Genomic DNA, 17,912 nt, shown 5'->3' on the forward strand with positions numbered 1-17,912 from the left:
CTCAGCGCTCCACCAGGGCCATCTTGGCGTTGAACCAGTTCATGAACAGCGAGGTGATGAGGCTGATCGACACGTAGATCAGCATCCAGATCGCGATGATCTCGATCGACTTGCCGGACTGGTTGAGGATGGTGCCGCCGACCGCGACGAGGTCGGCGTAACCGACGGCCACCGCGAGCGAGGAGTTCTTGATGAGGTTGAGATATTGCGAGGTGAGCGGCGGAATGATGATGCGCAGCGCCTGCGGCAGCACGACGAGGCGGGTGGCCTGGCCGGGCCGAAGGCCGAGCGCGTAGGAGGCTTCCGTCTGCCCCTTGGAGACGCCGCGGATGCCGGCGCGCACGATCTCGGCGATGAACGAGGCCGTGTAGAGGGACAGGGCGAGGTAGAGCGCCAGGAATTCCGGCCCGACGACCATGCCGCCCCGCATGTTGAACGACCCCGGCACGGGATAGTCGAAGCTGAGCGGGCTGCCCAGCACCAGGAAGACGACGAACGGAAAGAGCACGATCAGGCCGAGATTGACCCAGAGCACCGGCGGGCGCTGGCCCGTGGCGCGCTGGCGGGCGTTGGCCCAGACCGTGAAGGCGATCGCCGCGACGATGCCGATAGCGAAAGCGGCAAGGACGGTCCCGAACCCTTCGCCGAAGACCGGCGCCGGCATGTAGATGCCGCGGTTCGAGATGAAGAAGACCGCATCCGGATTTTCCTGAAGGTGCTGGAAGATGCTGCGGATCGAAGGCAGCAGGGCGAGAACGCCGAGATACCAGAAGAAGATGACCAGGAGCGGCGGAATGTTGCGGAAGATTTCCACATAGACCGTGCACAGGCGTGCGATCAGCCAGTTGTGCGACAGCCGCCCGATGCCGACCAGCAGGCCGACGACCGTCGCGGTGACGATGCCGGCGGCAGCGACGACGAGCGTATTGAGGAGGCCGACCTGCAACGCGCGGAAATAGGTCGAATCGCTCGTATAGGCGATCAAGGTCTGCGCGATGTCGAAGCCTGCGCGGCTGTTCAGGAAGCCGAAGCCGGCCGTCATGTTGGCCCGCGCGAGGTTCTGGACGACGTTGTTCCACGCGTACCAGACCGCCGAGACGATCACGACGAGCGTCACGACCTGATAGACGTAGCTTCTCAGCTGAGGATTGTAGAGAAGAGATACCTTCGGCGGTTCGCCGGACCCTGTTCGGGCATCCGCAAGTGCCATGCATTTCCCCTGACGTTGTTTTCGCCCTGTTTTCCGGACGTTCGTTCAAAAAGGGAGGGCAATGGCTTGCCCTCCCGGATCGGTTCGACGGCCGCTCAGCGGACCGGCGGGGCGTATTGCAGGCCGCCCTTCGTCCACAGCGCGTTCAGGCCGCGGTCGATCTTGAGCGGCGAGCCCTGGCCGACGTTGCGCTCGAAGGATTCGCCGTAGTTGCCGACGGCCTTGATGATCTGCACGGCCCAGTCCTTCGGCAGGCCGAGGTCGGCGCCGATCGTGGAATCGGCCTCTTCGCCGAGGAAGCGCTTGATGTCCGGGTTGGCGGAGGTCTTCATCTCCTCGATGTTGGCCTGCGTGATGCCGAATTCCTCGGCGGCCACCATCGCGTAATGCGCCCAGCTCACGATGTCGAGCCACTTGGAATCGTTCTGGCGGACGGCCGGGCCGAGCGGCTCCTTGGAGATGATTTCCGGCAGGACCACGTGGTCGTCCGGGTTCGCCATCTTCAGGCGGATCGAGTAGAGGCCCGAGGCGTCGGTCGTGTAGGCGTCGCAACGGCCGGCGTTGTAGGCGGCGTCCGCTTCGTCCTGCGCTTCGAAGACGACCGGCTTGAAGTCCATGTTGTTCGAGCGGAAATAGTCGGCGAGGTTGAGTTCGGTCGTCGTGCCGGACTGGACGCAGACCGAGGCGCCGGAAAGCTCGAGCGCCGACTTCACGCCGAGCTCCTTCTTCACCATGAAGCCCTGGCCGTCATAATAGTTCACGGCGCGGAAATCGAAGCCGAGCTGCGAATCGCGGCTGACGCTCCAGGTGGTGTTGCGGGCGAGAATGTCAATTTCGCCGGACTGCAGGGCCGGGAAGCGGTCCTTGGCCGAGAGCGGCGTGTACTTCACCTTGGTGGCGTCGCCGAAGACCGCGGCGGCCACGGCCTTGCAGAGGTCGACGTCGAGACCGGACCAGTTGCCCGCCGAATCCTGCGCGCCGAAGCCGGCGAGGTTCGAGCCGTTCACGCCGCACTGCACGAAGCCCTTGGCCTTCACGTCAGAGAGCGTGTCCGCCTGAGCTGCCGTTGCGCCAAGCCCCAATGCGGCAGCGCCGACGAGCGCCGTCACGATTTTTTTTGCCATTTTTTCACAACCTTTTTCTGTTGTCTTTGTTTTGTCCGCAGGTCCCGCGCCGGACGGCGCGCCCACAGAACTCGCCACCCTCCCGGCGCGAGGTTGCTTATCTCATGCTCAAATTTTCGCAGGGTCAAGTGACCCGACCCATTTTCCAGTCAGTAACCTAAATTTGTTGGCACTTGATCGGATTTTGGGCAGAAAATCGCAGTCCCGTGCAGGAAACCGCTCAAAAAATCGTCCCAATCAACACTTGAAGCGCTTTGGAAACATCGGGCCGCTCCTCGTATGGGGTTGACCTGCCGGTCCGGCTGGCGAAAAGTCGGCGTTCCCGAAATCCCCTCGCATCTCTCCGGACCGATCCCATGAAAAACAGAGACGAAATCCTCGCCGGCGCCGGCGTGAACACCCGCCTTGCCCATGCCGGCAACGATCCGGCCGAATTCCACGGCTTCGTCAACCCGCCGGTCGTCCACGCCTCGACCGTGCTCTTCCCCGATGCGGCGACGATGGAAAGGCGCGCGCAGAAATACACCTACGGCACGCGCGGGACGCCGACGACGGACGCGCTCTGCGCGGCGATCGACGAGCTCGAAGGCTCTGCCGGCACGATCCTCGTGCCCTCGGGCCTTGCCGCCGTCACCGTGCCGTTCCTGGCATTCCTTTCGGCCGGCGACCATGCGCTCATCGTGGATTCGGTCTACCACCCGACCCGCCATTTCTGCGACACGATGCTGAGGCGCCTCGGCGTCACCATCGAATACTACGATCCGATGGTCGGGGCAGGCATCGAGGACCTGATCAAGCCGAACACGAAGCTCGTCCACACCGAGGCGCCGGGCTCCAACACCTTCGAGATGCAGGACATCCCGGCCATCGCGGCGGCCGCCCACAGGCACGGCGCGGTCGTGACCATGGACAATACCTGGGCGACGCCGCTCTACTTCCGCCCGCTCGATTTCGGCGTCGACGTCTCCATCCACGCGGCGACGAAATACCCGGCCGGCCACTCGGACATCCTGTTCGGCACGGTCTCGGCCAATGCCGCCCACTGGGAACGGCTGCATGAGACGCAGATCACGCTCGGCACCTGCGCCTCGCCGGACGACGCCTACCAGGTGCTGCGGGGCCTTCGCACCATGGGCGTGCGGCTGGAGCGGCACCAGGAGAGCGCGCTTGAACTGGCGCGCTGGCTGGAGGGCGTCGACGACGTCGCCCGCGTGCTGCATCCGGCGCTGCCGAGCTTTCCGGGGCACGACCTCTGGAAACGCGACTTCAAGGGTGCGAGCGGCATCTTCTCCATCGTGCTTGAGGGCGGAGCGCCGGAGCGCCACAAGGCGAAGGCGCATGCCTTCCTCGATGCGCTCGGCATCTTCGGCCTCGGCTATTCCTGGGGCGGCTTCGAGTGCCTTGCGGTGCACGTGAACCTTTCCGACCGCCGCGTCGCCAAGGGGCCGGAGGAGGGACCGGTGCTGCGCCTCCAGATCGGCCTAGAGGATGTGAAGGACATCAAGGCGGACATCGAGCGCGGACTTGCCGCGGCGCGGGCGGTATAGGCCCGGTCAGTCCGGCGTGCGGTAGCCGTAGAGCCAGTCGAGATCGGCCGCGAGGCTTTCCGGCCGGCGCAGCGAAAGCACGAGGTCGCGGGCGAGCGCGACCGGCCCGCGGGCGTGATAGGCGAAGCGGTTGAAGGCGCCGCGGCTGCGGACGCGCGCGACGCGCGCGCGCCGGGCCGTCTCGAATTGCCGCAAGGCTTGCGGGATGCCGGCCGCCGCCGCGAGCCGGCCGGCCAGCAGCGCCGCATCCTCGATCGCCATCGCCGCGCCCTGCGCCGCAAAGGGCGTCATGGCATGCGCGGCATCGCCGACCAGAACGGTCTTGCCGTCCGTCCAGGCCCCGTCGGGGCAGCCGAAGAGCGGCCAGACCAGCGGGTCCTGCGCCTGCGGCAGGAGGCGGCGGATGTCCGCATGCCAGCCGGCGAACGCACCCAGCAGGCGCTCGCGCGCCGCCGCGTCGCCCTTGCGCAGCCAGCCCTCCGGCGGCGCTTCCGCCTGGGCATGGATCGCGACGATGTTGAAGGTTTGGGCTTCCGCGAGCGGATAGGCGACGAGATGGGCCCGCGGACCGAGGAAGGCGGTGACGGCGCGCGGGTCGAGGAAGGGCGGCGCGGCGCCGTAGGGCACGAGGAAGCGCCAGGCGACATTGCCGGAATAGCGCGCGGGCAGGGCGCCCGGCACCCCCTGGCGCAGACGCGACCAGACGCCGTCCGCGGCGATGAGGACGTCGGACGGCGCGGCGGCGAGGGCAGCCTCGGCCGTCTCGATCCTCCGGCCGGTCGTCAGCACGCACAGCGGCTCCCGGCGAACGGCATCCAGCAGAACGGCCTGCAGCGAGGCGCGGTGCAGGACGCCGTACGGCGCGCCCCAGCGGCTGCGGGCCGCCCCGCCGGCCGGGACCGAGGCGAGGGAGGCGAGCGTGGTGCCGGAGGCAAGGAGAATATGGTCCGGCTCGGTCCAGCGGGCGGCGAGCGCATCGAGAAGGCCGAGACCGGCAAGGATGCGCGACGCGTTCGGGGAAAGCTGCAGGCCGGCGCCGACCTCGTCGAGGGCGGGGGCCTGCTCGAGGATATGCGAGGCGATGCCTTTCCGGGCGAGCGCCAATGCCGTCGTCAGCCCGGCGATGCCGGCGCCGACGATGGTCGCGGATTTTACGGAAGGCATGGGCGCGCCGGCCTTCTGGCCGTCACGCCGCCACCTGGTTGGTGAAGGTGCAGCCGACCGGATCGGTCTGGGTGGCCTTGAAGGTCGGGTTGTAGCGATAGAGCGTCGAGCAGTAGGGGCAGACCTTCTCGTTGTCGTCGCCCATGTCGAGGAAGACGTGCGGATGGTCGAACGGCACGGAGGCGCCGACGCACATGAACTCCTTCACGCCGATCTCGATGACGCGATGGCCGCCGTCGTTCTGGAAATGGGGGATGCTGTGACCAGCCATGTCATGCTCCGTGGAATGCCGTTTTTCTGGCGCGGACCATAGTCGGCTTGCGATGAAATGTGTAGATGCAAAACCGTCGCGCCCGGCGAGAATTCCGCCGCCGGCCGTTTTCTCGAAGATCAAACGGCATTATGAGCGGGGAAGGAAAACGAAAGACAGCCTCGCAATGAACCTCGATCCACCGCCCTTTTCCCGCTTCGTCCATGACGGCCTGGAGCTTGCCTTCTTCGACGAGGGCGATCCCTCCGGATACCCGGTGCTGCTGATCCACGGCTTCGCCTCCAGCGCCAATGTCAACTGGGTGTTTCCCGGCTGGCTGAAGACGCTCGGGGACGCCGGCTACCGCGTCGTCGCGCTCGACAACCGCGGCCATGGAGCGAGCGCCAAGCCGCACGATCCGGCGTTCTATACGCCGCCGCTGATGGCGGGGGACGCCGCCGCGCTGCTCGATCACCTCGCGATCCCCGAGGCGCATGTCTTCGGCTATTCGATGGGCGCGCGCATCACCGCCTTCATGGCGCTCGCCCATCCGCACCGCGTGCGCTCCGTCGTCTTCGGCGGGCTCGGCATCGGCATGGTGGAGGGCGTCGGCGACTGGGACCCGATCGCCGATGCGCTGCTCGCGCCGTCGCTGGATGCCGTGACCCATCCGCGCGGCCGCATGTTCCGCGCCTTCGCCGAGCAGACGAAATCCGACCGGAAGGCGCTCGCCGCCTGCATCATGACCTCGCGCGACCTGCTGAGCGAGGCGGACATGGGCCGCATCGACGTTCCCGCGCTGATCGGCGTCGGGACGAAGGACGACATCGCCGGCGCGCCGCAGCCGCTGGCCGCGCTGATGCCCGACGCGCGCGCGCTCGACATTCCCGGCCGCGACCATATGCTCGCCGTCGGCGACAAGGTGTTCAAGCGCGCCGTGCTGGAGTTCTATGCGGAAATCGGCGGCCGCTGACGCGCCGTTCACGACAAGGGCGGCTCGGCCATTTCGCTCCGCCGCCCTTTGCTCTATATATGGGCGGGAACGAGACTAAGGAGTGCGGCGATGGTCGCGACGAACGAACTGCGGGCCGGCGAAAAGCTCAAGGCCATGGATCCGATCTGGGACAGCCTGCGCGAGGAAGCCCGCGTCGCCGCCCAGGCCGAGCCGCTGCTGGCGGCCTTCCTCTATTCGACGGTGCTGAACCACCGCTCGCTGGAGGAAAGCGTGATCCATCGCGTCTGCGAGCGCCTCGACCATCCGGACCTTCAGGCGAACCTGCTGCACCAGATCTTCGACGAGATGCTGGAGGACTGGCCGGAGTGGGGCAGCGTCCTGCGCGTCGACATCCAGGCCGTCTACGACCGCGACCCCGCATGCCTGCGGTTCCTCGATGCCGTGCTCTATTTCAAGGGGTTCCACGCCATCCAGACCCACCGTGTCGCGCACTGGCTCTACGACAAGGGCCGGCGCGACCTCGCGCTCTACCTGCAGAGCCGCTCGTCCAGCGTCTTCCAGACCGACATCAACCCGGCCGCGCGCATCGGCAAGGGCATCTTCCTCGACCATGCGACCGGCTTCGTCGTCGGCGAGACGGCGGTGGTGGGCGACAATGTCTCCATCCTCCACAACGTCACGCTCGGCGGCACCGGCAAGGAGGGCGGCGACCGCCATCCCAAGATCGGCGACGGCGTGATGATCGGCGCGGGCGCGAAAATCCTCGGCAACATCCATATCGGCCATTGCTCGCGCATCGCCGCCGGCTCGGTGGTGCTCAAGCCCGTGCCGCCGAAATCGACGGTCGCCGGGGTGCCGGCCAAGGTCGTGGGCGAGGCCGGCTGCAACGAGCCGTCGCGCGCCATGGACCAGCTGCTCGCCGCGTTCGACTACGATCTCTGACCGGGAAAAGTCGCTTTCGCGCGGACATCGAGGGTTTACACGCCCGGGAGCAGGTGCGAGAAGCGCGCCACATCAACCGTTGACGGAGACATATTGTGAAGCCGGAAGAAATCAGGAAGCTCGAGGCCTACTTCAAGCGCAATCTCAACAAGGAGATTGTGGTGAAGGCGCGTCCGCGCAAGGATGAATCCGCGGAAGTCTATCTCGGCGACGAGTTCCTGGGCGTCATCTTCCGCGACGACGAGGACGGGGAGCTGTCCTACAACTTCTCCATGGCGATCCTCGACATCGATCTCTGATCCGTCCAAAAATCCCTAAAAAAGCCCGGCGGCCCATGGCGCCGGGCTTTTTCATTATAATTTTGCGACAAACTGGCTTTTGTCAGCGCCAATAATCATACCTATCGCGCAAGGTCTTGCTTTGTCTGCGGAATACTGCATTGCAGCATTTCATTGACTTTTTTGTGCATTGCATATAGATTTCTGACCCATCAACGGGATCCAAAGGAGACTTCGATGTTCAATTTCGATGAGGCAAACAAGAAGAACAAGGAAGCCGTGGACACGTTCGTCAAGAGCTACACGAACGTCGCCAAGGGTTTTCAGGCGATCGCCGCCGAAACGGCGGACTTCTCGAAGAAGTCCTTCGAGGAGAGCCTGGCCCACTTCGAAAAACTCTCGGGCGTGAAGAGCGTCGAAGCTGCTCTCGAATTGCAGGCCGCCTTCGTGAAGTCCTCCTATGAAGGCTTCGTCGCGGAAGCGACCAAGCTCGGCGAATTGTATGCGGACCTCGCCAAGGGCGCCTACAAGCCCTATGAGGCGCCGGTTGCCAAGGCCACCGCTGCCGCCAAGGCCGCCGTCGCGGCATAAGCTTCCAGTTTCCGCCTGCGCGTATAGCGTTCATCGGCCGGCTGCGGGCAACCGCAGCCGGCCTTTGCGCGTTCCGGGATTGCGCGAGGCTTACGTAGCGGCAGCAAATTTCACTATTTCCTTCGGATGCGCCGCGATTATGATTGCAGTGCGAAGCAGGGGTCTTACAATCGTGTGCCGAGACATTAGATAACAGGTCCAGAAGGCAGCCTCAGCCGCACGGTTCGCCCCAAGGAAGCGACCGTAATCAAGGGAATGAACACGAATGGATGCAAGACGGGTTTGGATGCAGGATGGGGAAGGCGGCGGCGACACTCCCAGCCGCGGCACCTCCGTCATTACCCGCACGAAACCTAAGACGAGAAAGCCGAGCCTGTACCGCGTCCTGCTTCTCAACGACGACTATACTCCCATGGAGTTCGTGATCCATATCCTGGAACGTTTCTTCCAGAAGGACCGGGAAGCGGCCACGCGGATCATGCTGCATGTGCACAATCATGGCGTAGGCGAGTGTGGCGTGTTCACCTACGAGGTTGCCGAAACCAAAGTGACACAGGTGATGGACTTCTCCCGCCAGCACCAGCACCCGCTGCAATGTGTCATGGAAAAGAAATGAGGAACGAACGTGCCAACATTTTCTGCAAGCCTTGAAAAGGCCCTCCATCAGGCACTGACCTATGCGAACCAGCGCCATCACGAATACGCGACGCTCGAACACCTCCTGCTCGCGCTGATCGACGACGCCGACGCGGCCGCCGTCATGGGCGCGTGCAACGTGAACCTCGACGTGCTGCGCAAGACGTTGACCGAGTATGTCGACGAGGAGCTGGCGAACCTCGTCACCGGCTACGAGGAGGATTCCAAGCCGACATCCAGCTTCCAGCGCGTCATCCAGCGCGCGGTGATCCATGTCCAGTCGTCCGGCCGCGAGGAGGTCACCGGCGCCAACGTGCTCGTCGCGATCTTCGCCGAGCGCGAGAGCCACGCCGCCTATTTCCTCCAGGAGCAGGAGATGACGCGCTACGATGCCGTCAACTTCATCTCGCACGGCATCGGCAAGCGGCCCGGCTCCACCGAGGCGCGGCCCGTGCGCGGCGCGGAGGACAGCGAGAACGAGCAGAAGCAGCAGCGCGGCGGCAACGAGCAGGAGGAGGCCGCCAAGAAGCAGGACGCGCTCACCGCCTACTGCGTCAACCTCAACGAGAAGGCGAGGGGCGGCAAAATCGACCCGCTGATCGGCCGCCAGGCCGAGGTGAACCGGACGATCCAGGTCCTCTGCCGCCGCTCCAAGAACAACCCGCTCTATGTGGGCGATCCCGGCGTCGGCAAGACCGCCATCGCCGAGGGGCTTGCCAAGCGCATCGTCGAGGGCAAGGTGCCGGAAGCGTTGCAGGACGCGACGATCTTCTCGCTCGACATGGGCACGCTGCTCGCCGGCACGCGCTATCGCGGCGACTTCGAGGAGCGGCTGAAGCAGGTCGTCAAGGAGCTCGAGGACTATCCGGGCGCCGTGCTGTTCATCGACGAGATCCATACGGTCATCGGCGCCGGCGCCACCTCCGGCGGGGCGATGGACGCCTCCAACCTCCTGAAGCCGGCGCTGTCCTCCGGGGCGATCCGCTGCATCGGCTCGACGACCTACAAGGAATACCGCCAGTTCTTCGAGAAGGATCGGGCGCTCGTGCGCCGCTTCCAGAAGATCGACGTGAACGAGCCGACGATCGACGACACGATCGAGATCATGAAGGGGCTGAAACCCTACTTCGAGGAGTATCACAAGCTGAAATACTCCAACGAGGCGATCAAGACGGCCGTCGAGTTGTCGGCGCGCTACATCAACGACCGCAAGCTGCCGGACAAGGCGATCGACGTGATCGACGAGACGGGTGCGGCCCAGATGCTGCTGCCGGCGGGAAAACGCCGCAAGCTGATCACCGAGAAGGAGATCGAGGCGACGATCGCCACCATGGCCCGCATTCCGCCCAAGACCGTCTCCAAGGACGACGAGCAGGTGCTCGCCAACCTGGACAAGGAACTGCGCTCGGTCGTTTACGGCCAGGACCTCGCCATCGACGCGCTGGCCTCGGCGATCAAGCTTTCCCGGGCGGGCCTTCGCGAACCGAACAAGCCGATCGGCTGCTACCTGTTCTCCGGCCCGACAGGCGTCGGCAAGACCGAGGTCGCCAAGCAGCTTGCAAGCTCGCTCGGCGTGGAGCTCCTGCGCTTCGACATGTCGGAATACATGGAGCGGCACACGGTCTCGCGCCTGCTCGGCGCGCCTCCCGGCTATGTCGGCTTCGACCAGGGCGGGCTTCTGACCGACGGCGTCGACCAGCATCCGCACTGCGTGCTGCTGCTGGACGAGATCGAGAAGGCCCATCCCGACCTCTACAACATCCTCTTGCAGGTCATGGACCACGGCTCGCTGACCGACCATAACGGCAAGAAGATCGACTTCCGCAACGTCATCCTGATCATGACGACCAATGCGGGCGCGTCCGACATGGCCAAGGCCGCCATCGGCTTCGGCTCGTCCAAGCGCGAGGGCGAGGACATGGAGGCGATCAACCGCCTGTTCACGCCGGAATTCCGCAACCGCCTCGATGCGATCATCCCGTTCGGCTCGCTGCCGACGCCGGTCATCCATCAGGTCGTGCAGAAGTTCGTCATGCAGCTGGAAACGCAGCTTGCCGAGCGCAACGTCACCTTCGACCTCAAGCCGGAGGCGATCGCCTGGCTGGCCGAGAAGGGCTACGACGAGAAGATGGGCGCCCGTCCGCTGGCGCGCGTCATCCAGGAGAACATCAAGAAGAAGCTCGCCGACGAGATCCTCTTCGGCAAGCTCAAGAAGGGCGGCGTCGTGCGCGTCTCCGTGGGCGAAAAGGAAGACGGCTCCAAGGGCCTGATCCTCGACGCCGTGCCGGAGACCGCGCCGATCAAGCCAAAGGCCGAGATCGCGGAGCGTCCCGCCAAGCAGGCAAAGCCGCGCAAGGCGAAGGAAACCGTCGCCGCCGAGGCGTCGCCCGCCAAGGCCAAGGCCTCCAGGAAGGCGGCCGAAGCCAAGGCCGAGGAGCCGAAGGGCGAGCCGCCGCGCAAGTCCGGCACGGTCCCCAAGGTGCCGCGCAAGAAATAACGGCTTTCACGAATCGGATGGGCCGGGCAGGAGACTGCCCGGCCCATAATGTTGACAGGACACGGACCTCTCTCCTGTCATGGTCGGCCTTGCGCCGACCGTCCACCCTGTGTGCACGCCATTGGATCCTCGGCTCAAGGCCGGAGACGACCGGTGAGTGGGGCAAGGCTTGTCGACGAACAGGGCCGGACCGCCCGCCCGATCTATTTCTGACTGCAAGAGATTTTCATGACCGCCGCGACAGAACCCCGATCCCAGACGCACTGGTTCCTTCTCGGCATGCGCGGCATCTTCAGCCTGCCGGCGATCATCCTGATGCTCTCCTTCGTCGGCTTCGCCGCCTTCACGGCGGAGGCGAAGGTGCCGGTCGACCAGGTGATGTTCATGACCGGCATGGTCTGGGCGCTGCCGGCCAAGGTGATCCTCGTCGGCTCGATGCTCTCCGGCGCGCATGTCGCGACCGCCTTCATCGCGGTGACGCTCTCGTCCGTGCGCATGATGCCGATGGTCGCGGCGCTGGTGCCGGAAATCCGTGACCGCCGCACGCCGACCTGGCTGCTGCTCGTCGTCTCGCATTTCGTCGCCATCACCGCCTGGGTCTTCGCCATGGAGCGGGTGCAGGGCGTGCCGCGCGGCGGCCGCGTCGCCTTCTTCGCCGGCTTCGGCGTCACGCTGACGCTGGCCAACATCGTGCTCGTCGGCCTCGTCTACGGCGCCGTGTCGGAGTTCCCGCCGGTCGTCTCCGGGTGCCTGTTCTTCCTGACGCCGGTCTATTTCCTCACCTCGATCTGGATTTCCGCCCGCCACCGGGTGATCTACTGGGCGCTCGGCGTCGGCCTTGCGCTCGGCTGGCTCTTCGCCGTGATCGCGCCGGAATACGACATCCTGCTTGCCGGCGTCATCGGCGGCACGCTCGCCTGGTGGGGCGAGCGCCTGCTGCGCCGGCGGGAGGCGGGCCGATGAGCTTCGACGGGGTCTGGCCCTATATCTATATCGCCATCGCCGGCTGGCTCGCGACCGACCTCTGGCGCTGGGCGGGCGTGCTGGTCGGCAACCGCATCGACGAGAATTCGGAGGTGCTGAACTGGGTGAGGGCGGTGGCGACGGCGCTCGTGGCCGCCGTCATCGCCAAGCTGATCTTCTTCCCGACGGGAACGCTGGAAACCTCGCCGCTCTGGCTGCGGCTCGGAGCGGTCCTCTTCGGTGCGTTGTGCTTCTTCGCCGGCGGCCGCTTCCGCCAGATCCTGGGGATCGCCGCGGCCATCGCCTTCCTGGCCGCGGGTCTTGCGATAACCGGCGCCTGATCAGAGCGGCGCGAGGCCGAGGCTCTGGCGGAGGTCGAAGCCGCCCGCGACGGGATAGCGCACGTTGCCGATCCTCCAGTCCGCTCCGTTCTTCACGAAGTCGATCTCGACCGTCTTCCTCTGCCCGAAGTTCGTCACATCCGCCCGGACCAGAGCGCTCGTATCGCTTTCCGAGACCAGCGTGACGGCGGCGGAAACCTTGTCGAAATCCTGGGCGTCGATGAAGAAGTCGAAGCCGGGATGGTTTTCGCCGGAAAGCTGGTCGGCGACGTCCGGAAGGTAGGGCACGTCCTGCGGACCGTTGCCGTTGCCGCCATAGGCGGCATAGATCCGCCCGACGATCTCTTCCGGGCGTTCGGCGGCAAGCACGGGGAAGGCCGGCAGGGTCGCGGCGAGGGCGGCGCCGGCAAGGCCGAGCAGGACGGCGCGGCGGGTGAGCATCTTCATCTCGCGAGCGCCTTCCTGAGCTTTTCGGCATTCGCCGCCAGGATGCCCTGGTCCTCCATCGTGCCGGAATGCGGCTTCAGCGGCACGCCGTCGATGCGCGGGATGACGTGGAAGTGCAGGTGGTAGACGGTCTGGCCGGCGGCCGGCTCGTTGAACTGGATGACCGTGACGCCGTCGGCCTCGAAGGCCTCCTTCGCGGCGACCGCCACCTTCTGCACGACGGGTATCAGGCGCGCGAGCGTTTGCGGATCGGCATCCAGGAGGTTGCGCGAGGGCGCCTTGGGGATGACGAGCGTGTGCCCGTTCGCCTGCGGCATCACGTCCATGAAGGCGACGGCGTGCTCGTCCTCATAGACGCGGTGCGAGGGGATCTCGCCGCGCAGGATCTTCGCGAAGATGTTGTCGGTGTCGTAGGCGGTCATGTTCGTCTCCCGGTGTCTTGTTCAGTCCGTGTCGTTGGGGCCGCCGCCGCGGCGGAAGGGGCCGTGGTCGGCAAGATACCCGCTCATCATCTCGACGTCGCGGCGCTCGCGTTCGAGGTAGTCGGCAACGGCGTGCCGAAGGCCCGGATGGGTGATGTAGTGCGCCGAATGGGTCGTCACCGGCAGGTAGCCGCGGGCGAGCTTGTGCTCGCCCTGCGCGCCGGCCTCCACGCGCGTGAGGCGGTTGCCGATCGCGAAATCGATGGCCTGATGGTAGCAGACCTCGAAATGCAGGAAGGGGTGGTCCTCGATGCAGCCCCAGTGCCGGCCGTAGAGCGTGTCGCCGCCGATGAAGTTGATCGCGCCGGCGATATAGCGCCCCGCCCGGCGTGCCATGACGAGCAGGATGTCCTCCGCCATGCGCTCGCCGATCAGGCTGTAGAAACGGCGGTTGAGGTAGGGCCGGCCCCATTTGCGGCTGCCGGTGTCCATGTAGAAGGCGAAGAACTGGTCCCAGATCGCCTCGGTGAGGTCCTTGCCGGTCAGCCAGTCGATTTCGATGCCGTGCTCCAGCGCGGCCCGGCGCTCCTTCTTCAGCGCCTTGCGCTTGCGGGAGGCGAGCGTTTCCAGGAAATCGTCGTACGAGCCGTAGCCGGCATTGATGAAGTGGAACTGCTGGTCCGTGCGGTGCAGGTAGCCCGCCGCCTCGAAGACCGCCATTTCCCCTTCCGGCACGAAGGTCGCATGCGCGGAGGAGACGCCGTGCCGGCGCGCCAGCTCCTTGAGGCCTTCGGCCAGAGCCGCCTGCGTCTCGATGGCGGGCCGGTCCGCGCGACCGAGCAGCCGCGGGCCGGTCGCCGGCGTGAAAGGGATCGAGGCCTGGAGCTTCGGGTAATAGCGGCCGCCGGCGCGCTCGAAGGCGTCGGCCCAGCCGTGGTCGAAGACGTATTCGCCCTGGCTGTGGCTCTTCAGATAGACCGGCAGGGCGCCGAACAGTCCGCCGTCGTCGCCCTCCAGAAGAAGGTGCTGGCCGAGCCAGCCGGTCTCGGCGACCGCGCAGCCCGATTCTTCGAGCGAGGAGAGGAAGGCATGGCTGACGAAGGGATTGTATGGCGTTTGCGCATCCTGCCGGGAGGCGCCGGCAAGGCGCGCCCAGTCTGCCGCCGGAATATCGGCGAAGCTCGTTTCGACGCGGATGCGCACCGTCCCTGTCATCTCTAAGCCGTCAACGGCTCGCGCGGATCGAAGCCCTCGAAGGTCATCTGGTCCGCGTTGTCCGCCGTGATCGTGCGTGCCTCCTCGTCGCGCACGGTCCAGGTGATCACCGGCCGGCCGAGACTGCGCTGCCGGCTGACGAAGTCGTTCGGCAGGTGGCCGTAGTAATAGGAGACGAAATCGAGCCCGAGCTGCATCGCCTCCTCGTGCACGGCGAAATTCTCCGGCCGCGCGCCCTCCGCCGTCAGGCCGACGGGACGGTTGGCGCCGACCTCCTTCAGGTCCTTCAGCAGCCAGTGGTCGAAGCTCATCAGCGCGACGGGGCCGTCGTAGTCCTCGAGGGCATCGAGAACGGCCATGGCGAAGCCGTCATCGTCGCCCCTGCGGCCCTTCAGCTCCAGCACGAGCGGCACGCGGCCCTTCACGAGGTCGAGGAGCTGCCTCAGCGTCGGCACGCGATCCGCCGTGCCGCCGACCGTCAGCAGGCCGAGCTCGGCGGCGGTGCGCTGGCGCACGTCGCCCTCGATGCCGCAGAGGCGCTTCAGCCCGTCGTCATGGAAGACGACGGGGATCGCATCGGCCGCATATTGCAGGTCGCATTCGATGGCGAAACCCGCATCGGCCGCGCGGGCGAAGGCGGAGAGGGTGTTTTCCCAGACGGCCCGGTTGAGGTCGTGGTAGCCGCGATGGGCGATCGGCCTCTCGGTCAGCCAGTTGAGATCGTGCATCAGGCGATTTCCACGATGGCGTCGATCTCGACGGCGGCGTTGAGCGGAAGCGAAGCCATGCCGACGGCGGCGCGGGCGTGCTTGCCCGCCTCGCCGAGCGCGCCGACGAGGAAGTTGGATGCGCCGTTGATGACGAGGTGCTGCTCGACGAAATCGGGGGCGGAGGCGACGAAGCCGTTGATCTTGATGATGCGCTTGATGCGCGAGAGGTCGCCGAGCGCGGCCTTGGCCTGGGCGAGGAGGCCGAGGGCGCACAGTTCCGCCGCCTTCTGGCCGCCCGCGACGTCGACATCCTTGCCGAGATGGCCGGTATAGGCGAGCTTGCCGTTCAGCATCGGCAGCTGGCCGGAAATGTGAAGCACGTTGCCGCTGATGACGAAGGGCACGTAGTTGGCCGCAGGCGCTGCCGCCACGGGAAGATCGTAGCCCAGTTGCTTGACGCGGTTTTCGATTTCAGCGGACATTGCGGTCTCCGTTGTTGATCGCCGGCATTCATATGGGGCCGGCGCGGCGCGGCTGTGAGGGGCATTGCAACGGGGGACCGTAGCAATATTGGAAATGAATGTGGCAAGGCGTGGATATTGCCTCGCTTTTGCCGGAAGAGTTCATATAACATCGCCACCGGATTCAACAGGAGGAAACGGATGTTTCGTTCAGCCTTCGTCGCGGTTCTTCTGGCCGGGGCATGCTTGGCCGGCAGCGGCGTCACCACCGCCCTTGCCACGCCGGCGAGCGGGCTTGCGCCGCATCGCGCGGTCTACGACCTGAAGCTCAAGGATGCGACCGAACGGTCCGGCATCGCCGGCATGTACGGCCGCATGGTCTATGAATTCAACGGCAGCCCCTGCGACGGCTATACGGTGAGCTTCCGCTTCGTCACCCAGGTCAACACCGGCGAGGAGACGCGCCTCACCGACCAGCAGACGACGACCTACGAAGACCTGAAGAACGGCAGCTTCCGTTTCCTCACCCGCTCCTTCACCGACGAGAAGCTGGACAAGGAGGTGCGCGGTTCCGCCCGCGAGGAGAAGGAGGGCGTCAGCGTCGACCTGACCTCGCCGGACACCAAGCAGGTGGAGCTTGCGGCGAGCCGCTTTCCGACCGAGCACATGCTGGAGGTCATCGCGCGCGCCAAGAAGGGAGAGCGGTTCTTCGAATCGCGCATCTTCGACGGCTCGGATTCGGGCGACAAGACGCTGATGACGACCGCCGTGGTCGGCAAGAAGGAGACGCCGCAGCCCGGCGACCCGGATGCCGACAAGGCGGGCAGCTTCTCGAAGCAGGAGTTCTGGCCGGTCTCGATCGCCTATTACAACGACACGGCCGAAGGCGATGCGCTGCCGGTCTACCGCATGTCCTTCAAGCTCTACGAGAACGGCATCACCCGCGACCTCACCATGGACTACGGCGAGTTCGTGCTGACCGGCAAGCTCGCCAAGCTGGAGATGTTCAAGCAGCAGGAGTGCAAGTAGGCGGGTGCGGCTTGCCCGTCACCCTAACCCTCTCCTTCGCCCCGCTTGCGGGGAGGTGGCCGGCAGGCCGGATGAGGGGCGAAATCCAGTCGTCGGCACATTTTTCCCCCCGCTGCCCTTGATTTGCCGGTAAACTGCGGTTAAGGGGCACCCATTCCACACGTGAGGCATGGGAGTGTCCGGGAGAAATCCGGGCGTTTCCGCCGGTGGCATTTCCGAAGGAAGTGCTGTTCGCCTTGCGGAGGTTCAACCGGAAAAGGAGAAAAAGGCATGGCATTGCCTGATTTCAGCATGCGCCAGCTTCTGGAAGCTGGTGTCCACTTCGGCCACCAGACCCACCGCTGGAACCCGAAGATGAAGCCGTACATCTTCGGCGACCGCAACAACGTCCACATCATCGATCTCGCCCAGACCGTCCCGCTGCTGTCGCGCGCCCTTCAGGTCGTCAGCGACACGGTCGCCGGCGGCGGCCGCGTCCTCTTCGTCGGCACGAAGCGCCAGGCCTCCGAGATCATCGCCGATGCCGCCAAGCGCTCGGCCCAGTACTACGTCAACTCCCGCTGGCTCGGCGGCATGCTGACGAACTGGAAGACGATCTCCAACTCGATCCAGCGCCTGCGCAAGCTCGACGAGATCCTGTCCTCGGAATCCTCCGGCTACTCCAAGAAGGAGCGCCTGAACCTCGAGCGGGAGCGCGAGAAGCTTGAAAAGGCCCTCGGCGGTATCCGCGACATGGGCGGCACGCCGGACCTGATGTTCATCATCGACACCAACAAGGAATCGATCGCGATCGAGGAAGCCAAGCGTCTCGGCATCCCGGTCGTCGCCGTCATCGACTCCAACTGCGACCCGGACCCGATCGACTTCCCGATCCCCGGCAACGACGACGCCTCGCGCGCCATCGCCCTTTACTGCGACCTCGTCGCCCGCGCCGCCATCGACGGCATCGCCCGCCAGCAGGGCGCTTCGGGCCGTGACCTCGGCGCTTCCGCCGAAGTACCGGTCGAGCCGGCGCTCGAAGCAGAAGCCGAAGCCTGATAGGGCAGGGAGGCGCGACACCTCGCCGCCTCCCGTTGAAAAATCAGGACAAGGCCGTTCTCCACCCAAAGGTCGAACGGCCTTGTTCGTTT

Annotated in this window: 20 protein-coding genes; 11 read left to right on the top strand and 9 right to left on the bottom strand. The window is 65.5% G+C overall.

The features are described 5' to 3' along the window. Nucleotide 1 precedes the first annotated feature (1 nt). Nucleotides 2–1,210, bottom strand: a complete 1,209-nt coding sequence (locus ACIIOY_RS14765) for an amino acid ABC transporter permease (protein WP_411035435.1) — start codon at nt 1,208–1,210, stop codon at nt 2–4. 95 nt (nt 1,211–1,305) lie between these two features. Continuing rightward, complete coding sequence (locus tag ACIIOY_RS14770; protein WP_411035436.1) at nt 1,306–2,334, bottom strand: amino acid ABC transporter substrate-binding protein; 1,029 nt, start codon at nt 2,332–2,334, stop codon at nt 1,306–1,308. A gap of 356 nt (nt 2,335–2,690) precedes the next feature. Between ACIIOY_RS14770 and ACIIOY_RS14775 the strand changes: the two genes are divergently transcribed. Beyond that, nucleotides 2,691–3,881: a cystathionine beta-lyase gene (locus ACIIOY_RS14775; protein WP_411035437.1), complete on the top strand. Its 1,191-nt coding sequence runs from the start codon at nt 2,691–2,693 to the stop codon at nt 3,879–3,881. Nucleotides 3,882–3,887: 6 nt separating this feature from the next. Here the strand turns inward: ACIIOY_RS14775 and ACIIOY_RS14780 are convergent, their stop codons facing one another. Further along, nucleotides 3,888–5,045: an FAD-dependent monooxygenase gene (locus tag ACIIOY_RS14780; protein ID WP_411035438.1), complete on the bottom strand. Its 1,158-nt coding sequence runs from the start codon at nt 5,043–5,045 to the stop codon at nt 3,888–3,890. Nucleotides 5,046–5,067: 22 nt separating this feature from the next. Beyond that, nucleotides 5,068–5,316 carry a zinc-finger domain-containing protein gene (locus ACIIOY_RS14785; RefSeq protein ID WP_411035439.1) on the bottom strand — a complete coding sequence of 83 codons (249 nt, stop codon included), beginning with the start codon at nt 5,314–5,316 and terminating at the stop codon, nt 5,068–5,070. Nucleotides 5,317–5,482: 166 nt separating this feature from the next. Here ACIIOY_RS14785 and ACIIOY_RS14790 point away from each other — a divergent pair, with 166 nt between their 5' ends. The 8 genes from ACIIOY_RS14790 to ACIIOY_RS14825 all read left to right on the top strand — a co-directional run bounded on the left by ACIIOY_RS14790 (nt 5,483) and on the right by ACIIOY_RS14825 (nt 12,498). Continuing rightward, the gene (locus ACIIOY_RS14790) at nt 5,483–6,268 is read left to right on the top strand and encodes an alpha/beta fold hydrolase (protein ID WP_411035440.1); all 786 of its coding nucleotides are present in this window, start codon (nt 5,483–5,485) and stop codon (nt 6,266–6,268) included. Nucleotides 6,269–6,358: 90 nt separating this feature from the next. Continuing rightward, complete coding sequence (gene cysE, locus ACIIOY_RS14795) at nt 6,359–7,192, top strand: serine O-acetyltransferase (protein ID WP_411035441.1); 834 nt, start codon at nt 6,359–6,361, stop codon at nt 7,190–7,192. A gap of 95 nt (nt 7,193–7,287) precedes the next feature. Further along, nucleotides 7,288–7,491 carry a DUF3126 family protein gene (locus tag ACIIOY_RS14800; protein WP_064330164.1) on the top strand — a complete coding sequence of 68 codons (204 nt, stop codon included), beginning with the start codon at nt 7,288–7,290 and terminating at the stop codon, nt 7,489–7,491. Between the two features lie 216 nt (nt 7,492–7,707). Further along, complete coding sequence (locus ACIIOY_RS14805) at nt 7,708–8,061, top strand: phasin family protein (RefSeq protein WP_411035442.1); 354 nt, start codon at nt 7,708–7,710, stop codon at nt 8,059–8,061. A gap of 265 nt (nt 8,062–8,326) precedes the next feature. Continuing rightward, nucleotides 8,327–8,677, top strand: coding sequence for an ATP-dependent Clp protease adapter ClpS (clpS, locus tag ACIIOY_RS14810; protein ID WP_411035443.1), 351 nt, complete (start codon nt 8,327–8,329; stop codon nt 8,675–8,677). Nucleotides 8,678–8,686: 9 nt separating this feature from the next. After that, nucleotides 8,687–11,194 carry an ATP-dependent Clp protease ATP-binding subunit ClpA gene (clpA, locus tag ACIIOY_RS14815; protein ID WP_411035444.1) on the top strand — a complete coding sequence of 836 codons (2,508 nt, stop codon included), beginning with the start codon at nt 8,687–8,689 and terminating at the stop codon, nt 11,192–11,194. Nucleotides 11,195–11,422: 228 nt separating this feature from the next. Continuing rightward, on the top strand, nt 11,423–12,157 hold the full coding sequence (locus tag ACIIOY_RS14820; protein ID WP_411035445.1) for an AzlC family ABC transporter permease: 735 nt from the start codon (nt 11,423–11,425) through the stop codon (nt 12,155–12,157). Further along, the gene (locus tag ACIIOY_RS14825) at nt 12,154–12,498 is read left to right on the top strand and encodes an AzlD domain-containing protein (RefSeq protein WP_411035446.1); all 345 of its coding nucleotides are present in this window, start codon (nt 12,154–12,156) and stop codon (nt 12,496–12,498) included. The genes ACIIOY_RS14820 and ACIIOY_RS14825 overlap by 4 nt, the downstream gene beginning before the upstream one ends. On the opposite strand, the gene ACIIOY_RS14830 is transcribed toward ACIIOY_RS14825, so the two are convergent. Genes ACIIOY_RS14830 through ACIIOY_RS14850 form a run of 5 tightly spaced genes read right to left on the bottom strand, consistent with a single transcriptional unit; the run spans nt 12,499 to nt 15,774 of the window. Further along, entirely contained in the window at nt 12,499–12,945 is a 447-nt protein-coding gene (locus ACIIOY_RS14830) for a YqhG/Tai3 family protein (RefSeq protein WP_411035447.1), read from the bottom strand. It lies immediately after the preceding gene. Beyond that, nucleotides 12,942–13,367 carry an HIT family protein gene (locus ACIIOY_RS14835; protein ID WP_411035448.1) on the bottom strand — a complete coding sequence of 142 codons (426 nt, stop codon included), beginning with the start codon at nt 13,365–13,367 and terminating at the stop codon, nt 12,942–12,944. The genes ACIIOY_RS14830 and ACIIOY_RS14835 overlap by 4 nt, the downstream gene beginning before the upstream one ends. A 21-nt stretch (nt 13,368–13,388) precedes the next feature. Next, the gene (locus tag ACIIOY_RS14840; RefSeq protein ID WP_411035449.1) at nt 13,389–14,582 is read right to left on the bottom strand and encodes a GNAT family N-acetyltransferase; all 1,194 of its coding nucleotides are present in this window, start codon (nt 14,580–14,582) and stop codon (nt 13,389–13,391) included. A 2-nt stretch (nt 14,583–14,584) separates the two neighbouring features. Further along, complete coding sequence (locus tag ACIIOY_RS14845) at nt 14,585–15,310, bottom strand: glycerophosphodiester phosphodiesterase (RefSeq protein ID WP_411035450.1); 726 nt, start codon at nt 15,308–15,310, stop codon at nt 14,585–14,587. Next, nucleotides 15,310–15,774, bottom strand: a complete 465-nt coding sequence (locus tag ACIIOY_RS14850; protein WP_411035451.1) for a RidA family protein — start codon at nt 15,772–15,774, stop codon at nt 15,310–15,312. The genes ACIIOY_RS14845 and ACIIOY_RS14850 overlap by 1 nt, the downstream gene beginning before the upstream one ends. A gap of 180 nt (nt 15,775–15,954) precedes the next feature. Here ACIIOY_RS14850 and ACIIOY_RS14855 point away from each other — a divergent pair, with 180 nt between their 5' ends. Together ACIIOY_RS14855 and rpsB are read left to right on the top strand one after the other, a co-directional pair. Beyond that, the gene (locus ACIIOY_RS14855; protein ID WP_411035452.1) at nt 15,955–16,782 is read left to right on the top strand and encodes a cell envelope integrity EipB family protein; all 828 of its coding nucleotides are present in this window, start codon (nt 15,955–15,957) and stop codon (nt 16,780–16,782) included. Nucleotides 16,783–17,052: 270 nt separating this feature from the next. Further along, nucleotides 17,053–17,820: a 30S ribosomal protein S2 gene (gene rpsB / locus ACIIOY_RS14860; RefSeq protein WP_411035453.1), complete on the top strand. Its 768-nt coding sequence runs from the start codon at nt 17,053–17,055 to the stop codon at nt 17,818–17,820. Nucleotides 17,821–17,912: the final 92 nt, after the last annotated feature.

Origin of the sequence: Shinella agrisoli (assembly GCF_046557955.1) — a bacterium.
Classification (GTDB): Bacteria; Pseudomonadota; Alphaproteobacteria; order Rhizobiales; family Rhizobiaceae; genus Shinella.

Coding starts and splice junctions, on each gene's coding strand:
- cysE (WP_411035441.1), top strand. CDS start 6,359: ATGGTCGCGACGAACGAACTGCGGGCCGGCGAAAAGCTCAAGGCCATG.
- ACIIOY_RS14805 (WP_411035442.1), top strand. CDS start 7,708: ATGTTCAATTTCGATGAGGCAAACAAGAAGAACAAGGAAGCCGTGGAC.
- clpS (WP_411035443.1), top strand. CDS start 8,327: ATGGATGCAAGACGGGTTTGGATGCAGGATGGGGAAGGCGGCGGCGAC.
- ACIIOY_RS14830 (WP_411035447.1), bottom strand. CDS start 12,945: ATGAAGATGCTCACCCGCCGCGCCGTCCTGCTCGGCCTTGCCGGCGCC.
- ACIIOY_RS14820 (WP_411035445.1), top strand. CDS start 11,423: ATGACCGCCGCGACAGAACCCCGATCCCAGACGCACTGGTTCCTTCTC.
- ACIIOY_RS14775 (WP_411035437.1), top strand. CDS start 2,691: ATGAAAAACAGAGACGAAATCCTCGCCGGCGCCGGCGTGAACACCCGC.
- ACIIOY_RS14840 (WP_411035449.1), bottom strand. CDS start 14,582: ATGACAGGGACGGTGCGCATCCGCGTCGAAACGAGCTTCGCCGATATT.
- ACIIOY_RS14785 (WP_411035439.1), bottom strand. CDS start 5,316: ATGGCTGGTCACAGCATCCCCCATTTCCAGAACGACGGCGGCCATCGC.
- ACIIOY_RS14765 (WP_411035435.1), bottom strand. CDS start 1,210: ATGGCACTTGCGGATGCCCGAACAGGGTCCGGCGAACCGCCGAAGGTA.
- ACIIOY_RS14770 (WP_411035436.1), bottom strand. CDS start 2,334: ATGGCAAAAAAAATCGTGACGGCGCTCGTCGGCGCTGCCGCATTGGGG.
- ACIIOY_RS14825 (WP_411035446.1), top strand. CDS start 12,154: ATGAGCTTCGACGGGGTCTGGCCCTATATCTATATCGCCATCGCCGGC.
- ACIIOY_RS14845 (WP_411035450.1), bottom strand. CDS start 15,310: ATGCACGATCTCAACTGGCTGACCGAGAGGCCGATCGCCCATCGCGGC.
- ACIIOY_RS14835 (WP_411035448.1), bottom strand. CDS start 13,367: ATGACCGCCTACGACACCGACAACATCTTCGCGAAGATCCTGCGCGGC.
- ACIIOY_RS14790 (WP_411035440.1), top strand. CDS start 5,483: ATGAACCTCGATCCACCGCCCTTTTCCCGCTTCGTCCATGACGGCCTG.
- rpsB (WP_411035453.1), top strand. CDS start 17,053: ATGGCATTGCCTGATTTCAGCATGCGCCAGCTTCTGGAAGCTGGTGTC.
- ACIIOY_RS14780 (WP_411035438.1), bottom strand. CDS start 5,045: ATGCCTTCCGTAAAATCCGCGACCATCGTCGGCGCCGGCATCGCCGGG.
- ACIIOY_RS14850 (WP_411035451.1), bottom strand. CDS start 15,774: ATGTCCGCTGAAATCGAAAACCGCGTCAAGCAACTGGGCTACGATCTT.
- ACIIOY_RS14855 (WP_411035452.1), top strand. CDS start 15,955: ATGTTTCGTTCAGCCTTCGTCGCGGTTCTTCTGGCCGGGGCATGCTTG.